Source organism: Methanobrevibacter sp. UBA417, assembly GCF_002508845.1.
Taxonomy (GTDB): Archaea; Methanobacteriota; Methanobacteria; order Methanobacteriales; family Methanobacteriaceae; genus Methanobrevibacter_A; species Methanobrevibacter_A acididurans.
In genome coordinates this window covers 21,417-41,914 of record NZ_DAZC01000016.1, presented here as the reverse complement: position 1 = coordinate 41,914, position 20,498 = coordinate 21,417, and the positions used below count along the sequence as shown (strand labels likewise).

At 26.2% G+C, this 20,498-nt stretch carries 13 protein-coding genes; 11 read left to right on the top strand and 2 right to left on the bottom strand.

Translation table 11 applies throughout. From position 1 onward, the window contains the following. Positions 1-272 precede the first annotated feature (272 nt). The 8 genes from BP769_RS02510 (at position 273) to BP769_RS02475 (ending at position 13,968) form a co-directional block, all read left to right on the top strand. Positions 273-740, top strand: a complete 468-nt coding sequence (locus BP769_RS02510; protein ID WP_413823728.1) for a hypothetical protein — start codon at positions 273-275, stop codon at positions 738-740. A gap of 125 nt (positions 741-865) precedes the next feature. Next, a complete protein-coding gene (locus BP769_RS02505; protein ID WP_413861985.1) occupies positions 866-2,797 on the top strand; it encodes a hypothetical protein in 1,932 nt (643 codons plus the stop codon). Between the two features lie 201 nt (positions 2,798-2,998). Beyond that, positions 2,999-4,843 carry a sensor histidine kinase gene (locus BP769_RS02500; RefSeq protein ID WP_413861983.1) on the top strand — a complete coding sequence of 615 codons (1,845 nt, stop codon included), beginning with the start codon at positions 2,999-3,001 and terminating at the stop codon, positions 4,841-4,843. Then, positions 4,840-6,549 carry a PAS domain-containing sensor histidine kinase gene (locus BP769_RS02495; RefSeq protein ID WP_413861981.1) on the top strand — a complete coding sequence of 570 codons (1,710 nt, stop codon included), beginning with the start codon at positions 4,840-4,842 and terminating at the stop codon, positions 6,547-6,549. The genes BP769_RS02500 and BP769_RS02495 overlap by 4 nt, the downstream gene beginning before the upstream one ends. Positions 6,550-6,551: 2 nt before the next feature. Continuing rightward, complete coding sequence (locus tag BP769_RS02490) at positions 6,552-6,695, top strand: hypothetical protein (protein ID WP_413861979.1); 144 nt, start codon at positions 6,552-6,554, stop codon at positions 6,693-6,695. Positions 6,696-6,725: 30 nt separating this feature from the next. After that, positions 6,726-8,588, top strand: a complete 1,863-nt coding sequence (locus BP769_RS02485) for a sensor histidine kinase (protein WP_413823714.1) — start codon at positions 6,726-6,728, stop codon at positions 8,586-8,588. Next, the gene (locus BP769_RS02480; RefSeq protein WP_413823712.1) at positions 8,578-10,461 is read left to right on the top strand and encodes a sensor histidine kinase; all 1,884 of its coding nucleotides are present in this window, start codon (positions 8,578-8,580) and stop codon (positions 10,459-10,461) included. Before BP769_RS02485 ends, BP769_RS02480 begins: the two co-directional genes overlap by 11 nt. Positions 10,462-10,641: 180 nt before the next feature. Then, on the top strand, positions 10,642-13,968 hold the full coding sequence (locus BP769_RS02475; protein ID WP_413861977.1) for a beta strand repeat-containing protein: 3,327 nt from the start codon (positions 10,642-10,644) through the stop codon (positions 13,966-13,968). 66 nt (positions 13,969-14,034) lie between these two features. Here BP769_RS02475 and BP769_RS02470 read toward each other — a convergent pair whose 3' ends face one another. Beyond that, positions 14,035-14,778: a plasmid pRiA4b ORF-3 family protein gene (locus BP769_RS02470; RefSeq protein ID WP_413861975.1), complete on the bottom strand. Its 744-nt coding sequence runs from the start codon at positions 14,776-14,778 to the stop codon at positions 14,035-14,037. Between the two features lie 202 nt (positions 14,779-14,980). Then, complete coding sequence (locus BP769_RS02465) at positions 14,981-16,825, bottom strand: helicase C-terminal domain-containing protein (protein WP_413823705.1); 1,845 nt, start codon at positions 16,823-16,825, stop codon at positions 14,981-14,983. A 285-nt stretch (positions 16,826-17,110) separates the two neighbouring features. On the opposite strand from BP769_RS02465, the gene BP769_RS02460 reads away from it, so the two are divergent. From BP769_RS02460 to BP769_RS02450, 3 genes are read left to right on the top strand one after another with little or no spacing between them, the layout of a single operon-like run. Next, positions 17,111-18,847 (top strand): response regulator, encoded by a 1,737-nt coding sequence (locus BP769_RS02460; RefSeq protein ID WP_413823702.1) that lies wholly within the window; start codon positions 17,111-17,113, stop codon positions 18,845-18,847. After that, positions 18,793-19,449: a glycosyltransferase gene (locus BP769_RS02455; RefSeq protein ID WP_413823700.1), complete on the top strand. Its 657-nt coding sequence runs from the start codon at positions 18,793-18,795 to the stop codon at positions 19,447-19,449. The genes BP769_RS02460 and BP769_RS02455 overlap by 55 nt, the downstream gene beginning before the upstream one ends. A gap of 16 nt (positions 19,450-19,465) precedes the next feature. Beyond that, the gene (locus tag BP769_RS02450; protein ID WP_413823697.1) at positions 19,466-20,062 is read left to right on the top strand and encodes a hypothetical protein; all 597 of its coding nucleotides are present in this window, start codon (positions 19,466-19,468) and stop codon (positions 20,060-20,062) included. Positions 20,063-20,498 lie beyond the last annotated feature (436 nt).

Sequence of the window (20,498 nt, the reverse complement as noted above, 5' to 3'; positions counted from 1 at the left end):
TCATTTCGCTGCCAGCCTTTTTTATACAAAAATTCTTATTCTTACTAAATGTTACTTTAACTTATTTTTATATTCTTTAAAACATTATATCAAATATTTTTTTTCAAATTAAATAGTTTTATTACTTAGAAAATTTTAGATAATAATTCAAACTATTCAATCTTTCTGAATTAAATAGTAAAATGTATATAATAAGTATTCAATATTATCAATTACTAAAAAGAATATATTCAAGTTTTCTTTTTAAAATTATATTTTAGGAGTAATTTAAAATGAAAAATTTAAAAAAATCAATACTAATACTCTTAACGTTTTCCATAATATGTATTATGGGAATCAGTTGTGTATCTGCAACTGACAATGTAGATCCAACTAATAGTGATGATACAAGTATTGTAAATAATAATTCACAGAATTCTGTGAATTTAGAAACCTCAAATAATCTTGAGGATGAAGATTCTTCACAGGGCTTATTAACTATTCCCAATGAAGTAAATACTAATAATTATGAACCTAATAATAATATTTTAAGTGAAAATGAAAAACCTATTATTGCAGTAGAAGCAAATTCTAAAGCAAATTCATATATAGATATGGACTTTGAGAATTCTAATAATACATTAGAATTTGACTTATCAAGTAATGATATTGATTTACCTAATCAAATCATCACTGGGGATATTAATGGCACATCTTTTAGTCTTACAACTAATTATAAGGAGAAGCTTATAAAACTTTAACTAATTATGCACCTGGTAATTATATAGTATCCTATTCTTATTCTGGTAATGATTCTATTAATGGATTTTCAGGATCTAAAGCTATTACAATTACAGATAATACTAAACTCAAAACAGAATTGGATATGGATTTTGATGATGATACTAATATTCTTGAATTTGAATTAAAGAATAATAAAATACCTTTAGCTAATCAAGTTATTAATGGGGATATTAATGGTATTAGTTTTACTTTAACTACTAATGTTAATGGTAAAGCTTATATGACTTTAACTAATTATGCAACAGGTCGTTATACTGTAACTTATTCTTATGCAGGTAATGATAAATATAATGGGGATAATGGTGTTGATTATATAAGTATAACTAATTCATCAGGTAAATCTACAACTGAATTGGATATGGATTTTGATGATGATACTAATATTTTAGAGTTTGACTTGAAGAGTAATGATTATGCGTTAGCTAATCAGGTTATTAATGTTAATATTAATGGTACTAGTTTTACTGTTACTACTGATATTAATGGTAAAGCTTATATGACTTTAACTAATTATGCTACTGGTCGTTATACTGTAACTTACTCTTATCTTGGTACTGATAAAGTCAGTGGAGTTACTAAAACTGAATCAATATTAATATCTGATTCAAGTAAATCTACTACTGAATTGGATATGGATTTTGATGATGATACTAATATTTTAGAGTTTGAATTGAAGAGTAATGATCTTGCTTTAGCTAATCAGGTTATTAATGTAGGTATTAATGGTACTAGTTTTACTGTTACTACTGATATTAATGGTAAGGCTTATATGACTTTATCTAATTACACTCCTGGTTATTATACTGTAACTTATTCTTATCCTGGTACAGATAAAGTTAATGGAGTAAATAGGACTGAGCTTATTATAATCACTAATTCTGCTGGTAAAAATAGTACAGAATTGGATATGGATTTTGATGATGATACTAATATTTTAGAGTTTGATTTATCTATTAATGATTATCCTTTAGCTAATCAGGTTATTAATGTAGGTATTAATGGTACTAGTTTTACTGTAACTACTAATGTTAATGGTAAGGCTTATATGACTTTATCTAATTACACTCCAGGCCAATATACTGTAAATTATTCTTATCTTGGCACTGATAAAGTCAGTGGAATTAATAAAACTGGAACTATTATAATATCTAATTCTAGTAAGTTAGTAACTGATTTAGATATGGATTTTGATGATGATACTAATATTTTAGAGTTTGATTTAAATTCTAATAATAAAGCATTAGCAAATAAAACCATTCAAGTTAATATTAATGGTACTAATTTCACCCTTACTACTAATGTTAATGGTAAGGCTTATATGACTTTATCTAATTACACTCCAGGTCAATATATTGTGAAATATTATTTTGAAGGAGATAAGACTTATAATCCAAGTAGTGGTATTGAAACTATAAGTATTACAAATGGTACTGGTTCTATTGGTGGATTATATGGTGAAAATCTCACAATGGTTTATGGATCACTAGAAAATTACACTGGAAAACTCATTGGAGATGACGGAAACCCTATAATAGGTCAACATGTTTCTATTAAACTTTCTAATAGTCAAGGTCAAAGCAAAATTTACTCTGCCACTACTGATGTTAAAGGTGAGTATCAATTAGAAATCAATCTTTATCCCGGAGAGTATACTGCTCTTGCAAGTTATGGTAAATATTCATGTCTTAATACTATAAGTGTAATGAAAGATTCAAGCATTACTAAATCTGTTTTATCTGCTAATAAGTTTAGTGAACCTTATGGTGCAGGTCAAAACTTCACTGGAAAACTCTTAGATGCTAATGGAAACCCTCTTATTGGTCAACATATTGCTATTAAACTTTCTAATACTCAAGGTCAAAGTAAAGTTTATTGGGCGAATACTGATTATAATGGTGAGTATCAATTAGAAATCTGTTTATATTCTGGTGTGTATAGTGCACAATGTAGTTTTGGTGGTAATTCTAAGTATTCAGATAGTAGTGCATCAACAAGTATAACTGTTACTAGTTAAAATTCAAACCTTTATTTTTTCTTATTTTTTCTTATTCTTTTAATTGGAAATTTTAAATTATTTAGTTTTCTAAGTTAATCCGTAAACTTATTAAATAATAAATTTAATATTATATATTAATTAATACATAGTTTTGTGAATATTTTTATTTATTCTTTAAAGAGCCAAATGTTTAATTTAAGACTAATTGAGAAAAACGATTTGGGAATCGATCAAGCTGTGAATTTTAAATCATGGGCTGATTTTTCTATTGATACTAATCAGAATTATTCAGTTCCTGATTTAGTTTATCCTAAACTTTTCAATGAAAAAGATTTAGGTGTTAATATTTTATCTTATTCTAAAGTTAAAGATGATTTTGTTATTGTTAAATTATCTAATTATGATGCTATTAATAATATTAATGATTTAAATTTCATTGGACAATTAACTGGTGATACTTTTCCATTATTAAAAATGGTTGGGCTTTTAGATTTAATTAAAAAATCTTTTAATAATGATAAAGTTGTTGATTTTGAGGTTCGAATTTCAAAAAATGAAGTTTTAAAGTATAGTTTTCATTTTAAAACTTACTGTGAAGGTAATTTCTTTTTTTTAATTAGTAAAAATATTAAAACTCATAATATTCGAACTCAAAAGCATAATAAGGTTTTTAAAAATTATTCTCAAGGTATTTTCTTTATTCAGAATAAAAAAATCATTTTAAAGAATCAGGCTTTTTTGCGTATGGAGCAGGATAATAATTATCTTAAACCTTTCACTTTTAAGGATATTCAATTTATGGATGTTTCTAATGGTGAGTGGTTGCGTATTTATAATGAGTTAATTAATCGTGATAGATTATTTTTTGAGGATATTATAGTTTATAATAATCCTATTACTCAGGATAAAGCTTTTTTTAATGCTTATTTTTCTCCTTTCACTCGTAATGATGTTCCTGGTGTTAAGGTTAATTGTGTGAATGTTACTCGTGAAATTCTTGCTAGGATTAAGTATAATGAGTTTTTAGAGAATTTACGGATTGTTCAAGGTATAGGTAAATTTGCTATTATGTTTAGAACACGTGAAGAATTTATTAATTATAGTTCTGAGATTTATAATATTCTTGAGATTCCTGATCCTTCTATTATTCCTGAAGGGGCTGATGTCTTAGATGATTATGTGCCTTTGAATATTAAGAATGCTTTTTATTCTTTTGTTAATAATTCTAATAGTAAAAATGATTCTTTATCTTTTACTTATCCTGTGACTACTTTTAAGGGTAATAAGAAGTATTTAACTAGTAACCTTTTTTATGTTAGTTCTGATGTTGGTAATCCTAATTTAGATTATATTATTAGTGTTGTTCAAGATATTACTAGTTCTGTTAATAATAGGGGTGAGATTATTGAAGCTAATAATGATTTGCAGAAATTATTACAGGATAAGGAAGTTTTAATTAATGAAGTTCAAACTCGTATTAATAGTAATTTAAATATTATTATTAATTCATTGGATTTAGATTTAAAATACTATAAGAATAATCCAGATTTAGTTATTCAAAATAGTATTAATCGTATTAACAGTATTGCTTTGATTCATGAATATATTTATAAATCTGATAATTTAAACAGTTTAAATATTCATGATTTCATAAAATCAGAAGTAAATTATATTTTAAATCGTCATTACTTACAATACATTGATAGGGTTTTGGATGTTGAAGATATTGAAATAAATATGAATAATATTGTTCCTTTAGGTTTAATTATAAATGAATTAATTCATAATAGTATAAAACATGCCTTTGATGAAGAATTTGATAAAGCTTTAATTAAAATTAAATTTTATAAGAAAAATGATGAATATAATTTAATCGTTTCAGATAATGGTAAAGGTTTACCTGAAGGGTTCAATATTTTAAAATCTGAAAATACTTCTGGTTTCACTATAGTTAATAGTTTAGTTTCACAAATAAATGGTGAATTAATTCAAATAGATAATTTAAATGGATGTACTCTTAAAATTGTTTATCCTGTAAATGAATATGATGAGGGAGTATTATGATTGAAATTTATCTTTTTTTAGAGAATAATTTAACATATTCTGCATCTTTTCACTATGAAAAGGACGGAACTGATTTTTTAAATTTAAATACTCCATCTTATCCAGTTAAAAATTTACCTTATAGTGAATTGTTTGAAGATTTAGATTATGGGGTGAGTATTTTACATCCAACAAGTGATGGTGAAGATTTTATTTATGATTTAATGTCTGAATATTTGAGAAATCATTTTCATGTTTCTAATGAAGAAATCATAGGACATAAATATAGTGAAGTTTTCTATCTTTTTGCCCATAATCTAAGGATTCTAGATTTAATGAAAAAAGCTTACTTTGATAATGAAAGAATTGATTATAAGCATGCAATTTTTGTTGATGGAGAATTAAAATACACTTTAGATAATACTTTACTTCGTGAAGATGATTTATTAATTTTAACTAGTATCATGACTTCTGCAGCAGTTAATAAATTTGACTTAGATATTTTTAATGAATATACTCAAGGATCTTTCATTATTCAAAATAAAAAAATTGTTTGTAAAAATAGTGCTTTTAATTTAATGGAACATGATAATGGTTCCCTACGACCATTTACATTTGAAGATATTAAATTTGAAGGATTAACATATAATGAATGGTTAAATATTTATGATAAGATTTTAAGTTGTGATTTACTAAATTATAAGGGGTCTGTAAGATATTCTAATTATATTACTGGAGACACTACTTATTATGATATGTATTTATCTTTCACACTATTTGAAAATAAAGCTGCAATTAAAGTTAACTTAACTGATGTTACTAATTTTAGACAAGAAGAGACAAATGTTCGCAGATTAGAAGAACATCTTTATAATGTGAATGTTTTAAATAAATGTGCTATTTTACGTTCAAATAATAAAGGTAATCTTTATTGGACTCCTGAAATTTATAATCTTTTAGAAATGAGTATAGATGAAATTAGTAGGGTTAAAGATAATGAAAATGTATTAGACAGATATGTAAGTGAAGATGAGAGGAAAATGTTTTATGATTGGGCGAAAAATGCGAAAACAGATGATGATGTTTTCAAATCCCAATTTAAAGTTGTAACATCTAAAAATCATACTAAATACTTCTATGTTAGTGCTATAGTTAAACATGATGATGAGGATTATAATTCAACTTATTTAGTTAGTTTAGTAAGAGATATTACAGATACATATGTTGAAAAATTAGAGTTAAAAGAGAAAAATAAACAATTAGAAGACTTATTAGAAGATAAAAAGATGCTCTTAAGAGAAGTTCATCATCGTGTTAAGAATAATTTACAAATAATTTTAAGTTACTTACGTTTAGATTTACATTTTAACAGGGATAATCCTAATGTAACTATTCATAATACTCGTGATCGTATTAATTCTATGGCTTTAATGTATAATAAAACTTTAAAATATAATGCTGTAGATTTAATTAATATTCATGACTTTATTAAATCTTTAGTAAGTAAATTAGTTGAAGTTTATAGTTATGGTAAGATTAAAGTAAATTTAAATGTAATAGATAAAGGATTAGATATAGATATTGTAACTCCTTTAGGTTTAATAATTAATGAATTAGTATTAAACACTATAAAATATGCTTTTCCAGATAACTGTGAAGGTGAATTAAATATATTATTTACAAATGATGAAAATAATTATAAATTAGTAATTTCAGATATGGTATAGGATTGCCTGAAGATTTAAATATTACAAATCCAAGTACTTTAGGCATGGTAATTGTTCAAACATTAACTCAACAATTAGAAGGTAGTTTTACTAATTTAAAACCAAGTAACGGTATGGCTTTACAAATCATTTTCCCAAAAAATTAAAACCAAATTTTTTTTTAGTAGGATATCCATATGATTACAATAAAAATAATAGAAAAAAATGATGAAGAAAATGAAGAATATACATTAGAGTTTCCTAAACCAAATTTAGTTAAACCCTCATCAATTAAATATTTAACTCCAGAGTTTCCTAAAAAAAGATTAATAGAAGAATTAGGTATTTCTGCAAATATTTTATCACCTTACCTTGAAGGTGAAGATTTTATTTTTATCCATAAATCTAAAATGTGGGAGGGTATTGATTTATATCCTTATGACGTGTTATCACAAAGATTTAAAGAAGTTTTACCAAATATGGGTAACAGTAAATACTTCACTTACTTAAAAGATGCATACACTAATGGGAAAGTAACAGATTTAATCATATCCTTTTATCATAATAACCATTTATATTTACAGGAAAAACAGAAAATTTATGCAGAAAAAGGTTTAGTTTTCATAATATGTGAAAATATATATTCAATTTCAAATCAAAATTATTTTAAACCAAATAATGATGATGTTCAATGTGTTTTTTGGGTGAAAGATAAAAAAATTGTTAAAAGAAATAATGCAATTTTAGAATTTCATGAAAAATATAATATAGGGCCAACTAATTTTGAAGACCTACATTTCAGAAACTTAAATCATGAAGAATGGTTAAATATTTATGATAAACTTATGAATAAAGATTTAAATTTATATGAGGATGAAATTGTTTATCATAGTTTATTCACTCATGAATTTTTCTATTTTAAAGTTTATTTAACTCCTATTACAGTTAAAGGGGAAACATTAATCCAATTTACTTGTTTTGATATAAGTAATACTCGTCGATCTGAATTAAAAGCTGAATCTTATAAGAAAGATTTAGATTTAGTTCAAGAATCTTCAAGGTTTGCGATACGTTATGGTCCAGTTAATGATTTAAATGATTGGAGTCCTATGATATATGATATTTTAGAAGTTCCTCAGGATAATCGGGCAAATGTTTCATTAGACACTATTTTGTATAATAAAATATCTGATTCTCAAAAAAAAGATTTTGAGGATTTTAAACTTAATCCTGAAAAATATGATTATTTATTTAGTGATTATGTTCCAGTTAAAAGTTATTCAGGTAATGATAAATTTTTATCTTATCATGCAGTTTACATGAAAGATTTAGAGGATGATTCTAAATCTCGGATATCTTCAATTTTACAGGATCTTAGTGAGATTCATGAATATGATGAGGAATTAAAAAGATCTAATGAAAAATTAAGTGAATTGTTAAATGAGAAAGGATTATTATTAAAAGGAGTTCATCATCAAGTTAAGGATAATTTACAAATTATTTTAAGTTTATTAAATCTTGACATGCGTTATAATAAAGGTAATCCATTAGAAACTTTAATTAACACTAAAGGTTATATTCAAACTATTTCCTTAATGCATGAGAAAACTTATGAATCCTCTAGTTTAAATGGTGTTAATATTCATCATTACTTAGAAGATTTATCTAAACGTCTTTTACTTAACTCTAATAAGCCAAATATTAATCTTCATTTAAAAATTGATGATATTGAATTACCAAATGATATTATTATTCCTTTTAGTTTGATTTTAAATATTTTAATTGAAAATGTGATTAAATATGCTTTCCCTAATCATAATGATGAGGGTAATTTATGGATTAATTTAAGATTAAATGAGGAGGATATTATTTTCAATATTCAAGATGATGGTGTTGGTTTAAGTGATTCTAATGTTTTCAGTGATTTATCAAGTTTAGGTTTTACTTTAATTCAAACTTTAACTCATCAAATTGGGGGTAAAATTAGTGTAATCCCTTCATATAATGGTTTGCATGTTAGATTAGTTTTTAATAAGAATGGTGTTGTCTATGAAGATTAAGGGTCCTTTGAATGTGATTTATTTTGAGAAGGGAAATTCTGATTCATTTAAAACAGTTACTATAGATAATGTTAAAGATTTTACAGGTGTTCCTGAAACTTTTCATAATGTTAAGGAGATTGATTTTCAAGCATTATTTAATTTTTCAGATTATGCTGTAGATATTTATGAACCTTTAAATGAGGATTGTACTGATTTTATTATAGAATACTTAGCTAAAAATAAGGATGATGATAGTTTAAGAGGTGAAAATTTAGAAAAGTTTTCAGGATGCTTATTATCTGAACTTTTACCAATTTATTTTGAATTAGGTTTTGTTAATTCTTTAAAGAAGGTTTATCAAGAAGATATTACTGTTAATTTTAAATTAATAGTGCAAGATTTAAATGATAATCTTGTTTTAAGTTATGAAGCTAAGTTATTTAAAATTCAAGGTTTGATTTATGCATTATATACTCATGAAGATGTGAATAATTCATTTATTAATGATGAATTTAAAGAATTTTATCAATTTAATCTTGCTTCTGCTATTAGTCAGGATTATATGTTTATAAAGAAGAATCAGAAGTTTGTTGATTTGGAAAAAATGTATTCTATTTCACCTTTGACTTTTGAGGATATGAGTTTTAAGGGTGTTTCTAATAGTGAATGGTTAAAAATTTATGATAATATTATTAAAGGGGAAGTTTTATCTTATTCTGGTGAGGTTAAATTTGAAACTGATAAAGGTTCTCCTTGTTATTTTATTGCTTATCTTAGTCCTGAATTTCATAATGGTAAATTAGCTGTTAAGTTTAATTTTTCAGATATTACCAGTTTTAACAAGACTGTTGAGCAAGGTAAAATTTTGCATGATAATTTAGTAGTTTGTCAGAAGCTTAATAAGTTTGCATTGTTACATGGGGATAATAGAGGTTTTTTCGGTTGGGATGATGAGATTTATAATATTCTTGAATTTGATTCGGAGGAAGTGGAGAAGATTCCTCAAGGTTATAATATTTTCGATGAATATATGAATGATGATGATCGAGAAATTTTTGATGGTTTATTAAATGGGGATTGTGATTTTCTTCATGAGAAAACTTTTAAAATCCGTACTCATAAAGGGAATGTTAAGTATTTAGTTATTTATAGTTTTGCTCAGGTTAGTGAGTATGATCCTAGTTACCGGTGGATTGTTACATGTGTTCAGGATGTTACTGACATAATTCTTATTCGTAAGCAATTAGAAGAAAATAGTGATAAGATTAAGAAGGCTATTGGTGAGAAGGAGATTTTGCTTAAAGAGGTTCATCATAGGGTTAAGAATAATTTACAACTTATTGTTAGTCTTTTAAATATTGATTTACATTTTAATAAGGATGATCCTGAGAGTACTATTTGGAATACTATTGATCGTATTAATAGTATGGCTTTGATTCATGATAAGACTTATCAGTCTGGTAATTTAGAGAGTGCTAATGTTAATGATTATATTGTTACTCAAGCTTCTCAAATTTTTAATTTATATGGTACTAATAATATTAAATTAATCACAGATATTGAGGATATTGAATTAGATATGGATATTATTATTCCTTTAGGTTTAATGATTAATGAATTGATTTTAAACACTATTAAGTATGCTTTCCCCGGTGATAGTAAAGGTCATTTAAGTATTAAGTTGAAACGTAGCGATGAGGGTATGTTTTTAAATGTTTGTGATGATGGTGTTGGTTTGCCTGATGATTTAGATATTAATTCTAGTAATAGTTTAGGTATGACTATTTTACAAAATTTAACTAGTCAAATTGGTGGGGAGTTAATTGATTTAAAACCTAGTAAAGGTTCTAGTATCTTAATTAAGTTTCCTCTTAATTTAAATACTGATTAAGTTTTTATTTTATACTTTTTTTTTAAGGTTTTCTAAATTTTTTTTGGTGAGAGTTAAATAGGAAGTTATTTATTCAATGTTTTAAAGATTTTCTCATATAAATTCATTAAGAAAGATTTTTAATCTTTTTTTTATAGGATTTATTCATTGTTTTATTTTTTTTTATAGGAGAAATATAAGGTGAAGTTTAAGAAATCCTTAATAAGCATTAGTTTATTGTTAGTGTTTTTCATTGTTATAAGTAGTGTGTCTGCTGTTAATGATGATTTTACTAATTTTAGTACTAATACAAGTAATGTTACCTTTACTAATGTAGGGGATGAAAGTAACCTGTTAAGTGATAATGGGTTGAATACTAATTCTGGAGATGGTGTGGATAATTTAGCTAGTAATAATAGTAATATTATTTATATTAGTCCTAATGGTACAGGAAGTGGAGCCAATAGTAGTGATGCTAGTAATTGGTCCAGTGCTTATGATAAAATTACAGATAATGGATGTATAATCTTTGGTGATGGTACATATAATCTTGTAAATCAAAGTATAAGTAAGAATTTAACTTTAACTGCAAATAATATTGGTAATGTTAGTTTAACTAGTTCCAATACTGGTTATGTGTTCAGTACTGGAAATTGTAGTGTTAATTTTAATGGTTTAACTTTTATTAATAGTTCAAGTGCTATTTTTGCAGATTCTAATAATTTAATATTTAATAATTGTTATTTCTATAATAATACTGCGGAATCTGGTAGTGCTATTTTTGCTTTTAATTCAAATCTCATAATAAATAATTCAGTATTTAAGAAAAATCATGCTCAAGATATTGGTGGGGCTGTTTATTTATTTAGAGGAAGTCTTTTAAATAATAACACTGTTTATTTAAATAATAGTGCTGGTGTTGCTGGTGCTATATGTGTAATTAGAGGTAATATTTCAAATATTAATTCTAGTTTCTATTCTAATACGGTTACTGGTTTTTCAGGACGTATTAATTCTACTGGTGGTGCAATTACCATTTTTAATGGAGTAATGAATAATAGTTATGTTAATTTCATTAATAATACTGCAAGTTTCTCTGGAGGAGCAGTTGAAGCACATAATAGTACTGTTTTTAATGATCATGTATTCTTTGGAGGGAATACTGCTGATTTTGGTGGAGCAATAGATTCAACTATTTGTGGTATAATCTATAATGTTAATGTGATTTTTTATAAAAACACTGCATTAAAAAGTGGTGGGGCTATTTATGTTCCTTTCTGTATAATCAGTAATAATGAAACTGTATTCTATTTAAATAATGCAAGTAATTATGGTGGAGCTATACGTATTGAAATAGGAGATGTTCTTAACATTAACTCTGATTTTATTAATAATACTGCTAGTTATGGTGGGGCAATCTTTGCTGATAGTGATGCTAATTATGATAATTTAACAAATAGTACTAACTGTGATATTTATAATCTTAACACTGATTTTATTAATAACACTGCAAATTTTAATGGTGGTGCAATATGCTCTACTAATGGTACTATTTTTAATAATTTAACTAATTTTGAAGATAACACTGCATCCATGGTTAATGGTAGTGGTGGTGCTATAAGATTAAGTAATGGATCCTTAGAAAATTATAATTCTAACTTTACAAGTAACTCTGCATTTGAAGGTGGAGCAATAAGTATGTATGAAGGGAATATTAGTAATCTTAACTCTAATTTCACAAATAACTTTGTAAGTGATTGTGGTGGTGCTATTAAGATAATTTATGCTGATTATGTTACAAATACAAATTGTATTTTCATTAATAATACTGCTAAAATTAATGGTGGAGCTATTCGTATAGGTCAAGAAAACCTTACAAGTGGAGAACTTATTGGTTATGGAGATATAATTAATAATAATACAAAATTTACTGATAATTCTGCTCGTTGTGGTGGAGCAATCTGTCTTACTTATGGGGATATAAATAGTACTTCTACTATTTTCACAGGTAATGTTGCTGAAAATTTAACTGAAGAATATGAATCTACTGGTGGAGCAATCTATCTTGAAGAGGGTATAATAGATAACTTCGAAACATTTTTCTTTAATAATAGTGCAAGTTTTGCTGGAGGAGCAATTGGAATATCTAATGGTATGATTATTAATAATCACGTAGGATTTCAAGATAATACTGCAACTTATAGTGGTGGTGCAATCTTAATTAATAATATAGGAAATTTAACTAACTTTAAATCTACCTTTATAAATAATAAAGCATTAAATGGTGGTGCAATTTTCATTGTTAATGGTACTAATATTAATAATGACTCTTACTTTAGTAAGAATTCTGCAGAATTTAATGGTGGAGCAATTTGTCATGTAATTGGTGAATCTATTAATTATTTAACTAATTTTAGATTTAATAATGCAAGTCTCCGTGCTGGTGCAATATTTGGAGAAAATGTTTATGCTAATTATTGTAGTTTTGTAAATAATACTTCACTTAATGGTAGTGCAATCTTTTATTTAGGTAATTTAAGTGCTGATAATAATTGGTGGGGAAATAACACACCATTTGAGGGTTCTAATTTAATTTATAAGTATGAAAACTTTACTCAAGGTCATATTGTAAATTTAAGTAATTGGATAATATTATCACTTAGTGCTGATCCATCTAATATTAATATTGGTGATTCTACAAGTTTATATCTTAAATTCCAACATTATGATAATGGAACAGTTAGTGATTTATTAAGTGAAGAATCTTTACCTTATTGTATTTATAATTATACAAGTGCTAATGGAGATATCATAAAATATTTAGGTGTTTTAAGAAATAATGTTACTTCTACTTTTACTAGTGGAATTTTAACTGGATTAGTTAATGTAACAGTTAATGTTGATAATCAATTATTAACATTATCTGTGAATGTTAGTGCTAAGGAAGGTATTTATGGTGAAAACTTAACTAAGGTTTATGGTGAAAGCACACCTTATAGTGGAGTGTTATTTGGAGCTGATGGTGAAATTTTAAGTAATAAAACTGTGACTTTAACTTTAATTCGTTTAACTAATGGTCAAAGTAAGGATTATATTGTAAGTACTGATAGTGATGGTAGATTTAGTTTACCTATTAATTTATATGCTGGATATTATAAAGCAATTGCTAAGTATGGAAATTACTCTTGCCTTAACACTATAAGTGTTTTTGAAAATTCAAGTGATAAAGTTAGTACTGTCTTAACTGCTAATAGATTTACTCAACCATATAATGCAGGATCTAAGTTCACAGGTAAACTTTACAGTAAGTTTACAGGTGAAGGCTTATCAGGTCGAACAATTTCATTAAACTTAACACGTTTAAGTGATGGTGCAAGTAAAATCTATAATGTTACAACTGACAGTAATGGAGAATACCAATTACCAATCAATTTATACCCAGGCCAATACCGTGCATACTGTACCTACGGCGGAACATTTATTTTTGATGAAGCAGGATCAGGTACACGTATAACAGTAACAGATTAAAAACAAAATTTAAAATTTAATTTTCTTTTTCTTCTTTTTATGAATCAAATTATTTATATAAAAAGTCTAAAATAATTTGCTTTGATAATCTGTTTCCTTTTTTTCAATCTTTTCATTATCTATAACTTTTTTCTTTTTTTCAATCTTTTCATTACTTAAACCTTTTTTTGATATACTTGCATCATGTAAAAATTTTTTAAATTTTTTCTTTTCTTCATAAATTTTATTAAAAACTTCATCACTTTCTTCTAAAATTTTTCCACTAACTTTTCTTAAATTTAATTCTTTTAATTCATTTTGAGTTTGCTCTGGATTATATTGAATTTTTTCTATTAAAAATTCATTGACTTTTTCAGCATCTATCTCATTAGGATTTCCAAATTTTTTAGAAATGGAACTAATAATATTATTAATTTCATAACTATCATCTATTAAATTATTCCCTTTAAATCGTATAAATTCAGGGTAATCTTTATTAAAATCAACTTCACCCTTAATTTCAATAGTCATATCCCACATATAAAAATAATTATAAGTATACCCAATTTTTTTATAATTATCAAAAAATTTGTTAATACAAACAGAATCACTATCAAAAGCTAAAAATTGGTCTTCATTTGTTTCAAAATCAATTATATTATATCTTGAATCCTTAAATGAAAAATTATATAAGTGAGAATTATCGAATCCCATTATAATTTGAATTATTTCATGCAATCCTTTAAAAGTAATATTTGAGGGTATGATTAGATCACGCCAAGTTATTGGCTTAAAATTTTTTAATCTTACTTTGATGTTATAACCTTTCATATATAATATTATATTTTCATATTAAATCTTTTCTTAATTTTATAACATTTTATATGATGTGAAAAAAGATTGCTCTTTTAAACTTAATTTATTTTCTTTTTCTTCTTTTTCTGAATCAAAATATTTTCATAAAAAAAATTTAAAAATAGTATTTATCTTTATTTTAAAACATTAAAATAGCTAAAAAAAGAATTAAAATTTTTTATAATTCTTCTGGATTAATTATTGCTTCTTTAAAGGAGTCTTGTATTAATTTCTTGAAAAGTGGACGATTCATTATTGATTTTAATGATTTATCTATAATATAAGTAGTGCAGTAATCATCATCTGCACGCATTCCTCTTCCATAAGTTTGCATTAAAGTAACAGTTGTTTTATATTCATACCACCAACGTTCCTTTTTTCTTATAGCAATCTGTTTATCCTTTAAATTAGGGTAAGGTATTTTATATATAATTTGGAATCTGCACTTGTCATATGGTAAGTCCACTCCTTCATTCATAGAAGGTGAAACTAGTACTGCATTTTCATTGTTTTCTTCAAATTCATGTAAGATTCTTTCACGATTTCTAGGGTTATGATACATTAATCTTGAACTTGGTAAATTTTGTATTATATAATCCATATTTGAGTAACTATTAGTATGGATTAATCCTTTCTCATTTTCATGTTTACTTAAAATTTTTCTTATAATTGGTAATGCTTTTACTTGTGATCTTTTAATCTTTCTATTAGTCATTTCTCCAGCAAAATCTAAAATTATGGGACGATTTTCAGTTTTAAATGGTGTTGGTACTTTTAAGAAGTATGCTTCTTCTTCTTTTATCCCTAACCATTTGCAGAACAATTTTTTTGAAAGTATTGTTGCACTCATAAAGAGTACAGTGTCACCATATTGTAATAAGTACTTTTTAGCTATTCTATCCACTTTTAAAGGTTTAAAAGTCACCATACCCTCTTTTGCATTTGCATCTATTATCCAATTAGAACTATCATTTATTAAGTTTTCCTTTAAATCTTTCAATTGATTAATAGTTTCTTTAACCTTTTCAGCTTTATACTTAGCTAAATCCCTAATTCTTATATCTTTATATGATTTGATTAGTGCATCTAATTCTATTATCCAATCTTCAATTTCTCCGTCTTTTAATGTTTCTGGTGTTAAATGTTTACTAATTTCTTCTTTTAAAATTTCATTATCTAATTGTACTTCTAAAAGTTTCATTAGAATATTTTCAACATTATGTGCTTCATCTAATATGAGTAAGTCACGTTTATGGAAGTGTTTCACATGATTGAATTCTAATGTTGCATAATCATAATTCATAACTGTTATAGGAGATTTTACTCCATCAGCTTTTTGTTTCCAATAATTACATGGAGTGTCACCATTGAAGAATAATACTTCTCCTTGACTATTAAATGCTTCAACACTTCCGAATGCTTTATTAGGTGTTAATCCATAAGAGCAAGCGAATTTTTCTTCTCCTAAACTTGTTCTACAAGTACCCATATTACAGTTATTTATGGAATCTTCATTTAAGCATGAGAAATTTCCTCGTCCTTTCACTATTGGGAATCCAAATTCTCCATTGTATTGTCCTTGTAATTGTTTAGTACGTGTTAAGATATAGGCACTTCCTAATATTTTAGCAAGTGTGGAGGCTATAACACTTTTACCTGTACCTGTACCTGCTTCTAATATGATGTATTTATAACCATCATCAATTGCATCAAGTAATTCTTGAATTATGTCTAATTGCCCGTATCTTGGTTGTTTAAATGGGAAGTTCTTTATAATGTCTCTATCAATAAATGGGTATTCTTTAGTTAAAGCATGAATTTGGCTTCGTGATTGAATATGGTCTTCTATACGGTAGGGTTTACTATTTAATGGTTTATGGAATGTTTTAGTTTTATAATTGGATTTTTTAGAAACTTTTACAGGATTAGGTGTTTCGTGGATTATACTTTTATTATTTGATTTTCCACATATACAATTAGATTTAAGCATACCACAGTCTGGACAAAAAAGTGAATCAGTCATACTATATCTTTATTATTTTTATAAATTATATAATTGATGATTTTAAATTTATTTAAAATGGATTAATTTAGATTTAAGGATGGATATTTTTAGAAGCCTTAACGTTTGAACTTTTTTAAGTAATTTTAAATAAGCCTTAAGATTAAATGGAAAAATTAAAATATTCTTCAATAGATTTATTATTTTTCTAAAATTCTTTCGATTTAAGCCTTATATTAAAAATTATAAACTATTTATAAGTTAAAAAATAAAAATAAGTGCAGTATTTAATAAAGGATGTCAAACATGAATTTAGAGAAAATATTAATCGTTGAAGATGAAGCTTTATCTGCAACTGATTTAAAATATAAATTAGAAGATTTGGAGTATGAGGTAATAGGCATTGTCGATAATGGAGATGATGCAATTTACACTGCAGTTCATCAAAGACCAGATCTTGTATTAATGGATATAGGTTTAAAAGGGGAAGTAGATGGTATTAGTGCTAGTCAAAAGATATTAGCATTAGATATACCGGTAGTTTTCATAACTGCAAATATTAATGATCAAACTTTTGAAGAGGTTAATATTAAACCACCTTATGGTTTTATTAATAAACCATATAATGTTAAAAATTTAGAAAGAGTCATTAAGATTGCTATTAAACGTAGTAAAATTGAAGTTAAAAAAGCAGATTTAGCACGGGGAATAGTTAAAAATGAGGAATCTAATGATGGTGCTGATTCTGAAATAGATTTAGAAGCTGAAATGGAATATCATGAAGGTTTAAAATTTAAAGATAGGGATGAAAATGTTTTAAAAGCAGTTGAAACTCCTGTGAAATTAATTCAGAATAAACCTGATAAAATTTATTCTATTTTAATAGTTGAAGATGAAGCAATAACTGCTCTTGATTTAAAAGGGAATTTAGAAAAATCAGGATATTATATAACTGATATTGTTGATAATGCTGAAGATGCAATAAAATCTGCAAAAGAAAACCCTCCAAATTTAGTCTTATTAGATATTAATTTAAAAGGTGAAAAAAGTGGTATAAGTATTGCAAAGGAAATAAATTTATTAAGCATACCAATCGTATATTTAACTGCTCAAACTGATGATGCAACTTCTAATGAGGCAATTGAAACTGCACCTTATGCTTATATTACTAAACCATTTAATAAAAGAGATTTAGAATACGCTATAGCTTTAGCAATTAATAAATCATTAAATAATATGGGTCAGATTTATAAGGTTGAAGATAAGGTTAAAGAGAAGAATGTTGAAATGAAAATAGAAAAAACTAATGTTCTTGTAATCTTTGGAGGATCACTTATATTAATAATTGCAGGATTATTTAGTAGAAATGTAACTTGGTTAGAATGGGTGCTTTTCATACCTTCAGCTATAATGGTTTTCCTTGCAGTTGCAAGTATGTTTAAACAAGATCCTGTTAAAGAATGGGATGTTAATCCATTTGTAACTTTACTTGTACCTGCGCATAATGAAGAATTCACAATACGTGAATGTGTGGATAGTTTAGCTAATATAGATTATACTTTAAATGGGGAAAAGAATTATGAATTAATTGTTATTAATGATGGTTCTGAAGATAATACTGGTGGAGTTTTAAATGAATTAAAAGATGAATATGATTGTTTAAATGTTGTAACTAGAGTTCCTCCAAGATCTGGTAAAGGTAAAGGTTTTGTTCTAAATGATGGTTTAGAAATAAGTAAAGGAAGTATTATTGCTGTTTTTGATGCAGATGCTAGAGTGGAACCGGATTTCTTAAATATTATAATTCCTTATCTTAATGATGATAAGGTACAAGGTGTACAGTCTCGTATTAAAATGTATAATAAGGATGAGAACTTTTTAACACGTATGCAGCATGTGGAACTTGCTGGATTTGGTAATACTGTACGTGCAAAAGATATTCTTGGTAAGGCTGGTTTTCTTGGTGGGAATGGTCAGTTAGTTAAAAAATGGCTATTGAGAATAGTGAAGGTTGGGATGGTTTTGCTATTACTGAAGATTTAAATTTAAGTGTGAAATTAATGATTAATGGTTATGCAATCCGTTATTGTGGTGATACTTGGGTTTATCAGGAAGCTGTACCAACTTGGAGGCAATTGTTCCGTCAACGTTCCCGGTGGGCTATAGGGAATTTTGAAACTTTATTCATTTATTCATCTAAAATTATTAATTCACCAATGCCAGTTTTTAGAATGTTTGGAGTTTTAGAGCATGTGGCTTTCTATGGTTTGAATATGCTTGTATTCTTTGGTTTTCTTGTATTTATTGTTAATATTGTGGCTTGGTTAGGATTTGGTCATTCTGTATTTATTCGGATGGATGCACCATTGATTGTTGGGGTTATTAGTGCTTTTGGATTTTTCCCTGGTGCTTTTATTACTTTATCCCGGGATCGTGTGAGTTTGCCTAGAACTTTACTTGATGTGGTTGGTTATTGGATTTATTGTTTCCATTTAATTCCATTGTTCTTTATGACTTTTTGGCAAATGTTAACTCGTAAAGAACGTACTTGGGCGAAAACAGTTCATACTGGTGATGAAGAGAATTCTGATGCTGAGTGTATTGAAGAGAATATTGATGTTGGGAAAATTGAAGTTGAAAAATGATTGGAGGGTTTAGAAATTGAAGCATAGAGAAAAATTTGGTGTTGTTATAGTTATTGCTATTCTTTTGTTGTTTTTAACTAATATGGGTGCGATTAATAATTTTTTAAGTTTTCATACAGATAAGACTGTGCAATTAGAACATTCTGGTTTTGTTGTGCCGGATGCTTGGAATACTAGTAAAGAGTTAAACATGTCTAGTAAGGCTAAGTCTCCTTATAGTATTACTAATGGTTATATGATCTTTGATATTTTTGAGGATTGGTGTGAGAATCATACTGGGCCTCAGACTTTGAGTAAGCTTAGTAGTATGGAAGGGGGAAACTTTGAAGTAATTAAAAATGAGGAGATTCATCTTGGAAATTATAATGTTTCTAGATTGTATTATTCTAATCCTTCCAGAGATACTGATTATGTTTATGATCATATTGGTGTGGTTTACATTTTCCATAAGGAGGATTGTAATTATATGATTGAAGGTCATTATATGACTAGTCACGATTATGAAAATAAGAGTTTTACTAAGGAATTAGATGATCGTGTTGAGGATATGATTGCTAATATGAATAATAAGCATTATAATTTTTGGATTTCTGAGTTTAAGAATTTAGTGTGATTTTTTCATTCTTTTTTAATTTTTTTGTGATTGTTTTCTTTTTTTTCTTTTCAGTTTTTGGGTTTTTGTTTTAGTTTTTCTTACTTTTTTAATTTTTTCTATTATTTGTTGGTGTTTTGTTCATTTTTTTATGGTTTGTTTTTGTTTTTATTTGATGTTGATTAATTCAATTATTGTATTTTTCAATTATTGACTTTATCAACTCTTTTATATAGTATCAATAACATATAATATAATATGTTCTAAAAAAAAATTTACAAAATGAGGGACAGAAAACTTGAAAAAAGATATAGATTATAATGAAATTCCAATAAGCGTACTTTTTAAAATAATAACCAGACATCAAGACATTTATGCAAAACACATTTTAAGAGATACAAATATTACACATTCACAAGTTTCAATATTAATGAATTTATTAAAAAATGATAATATA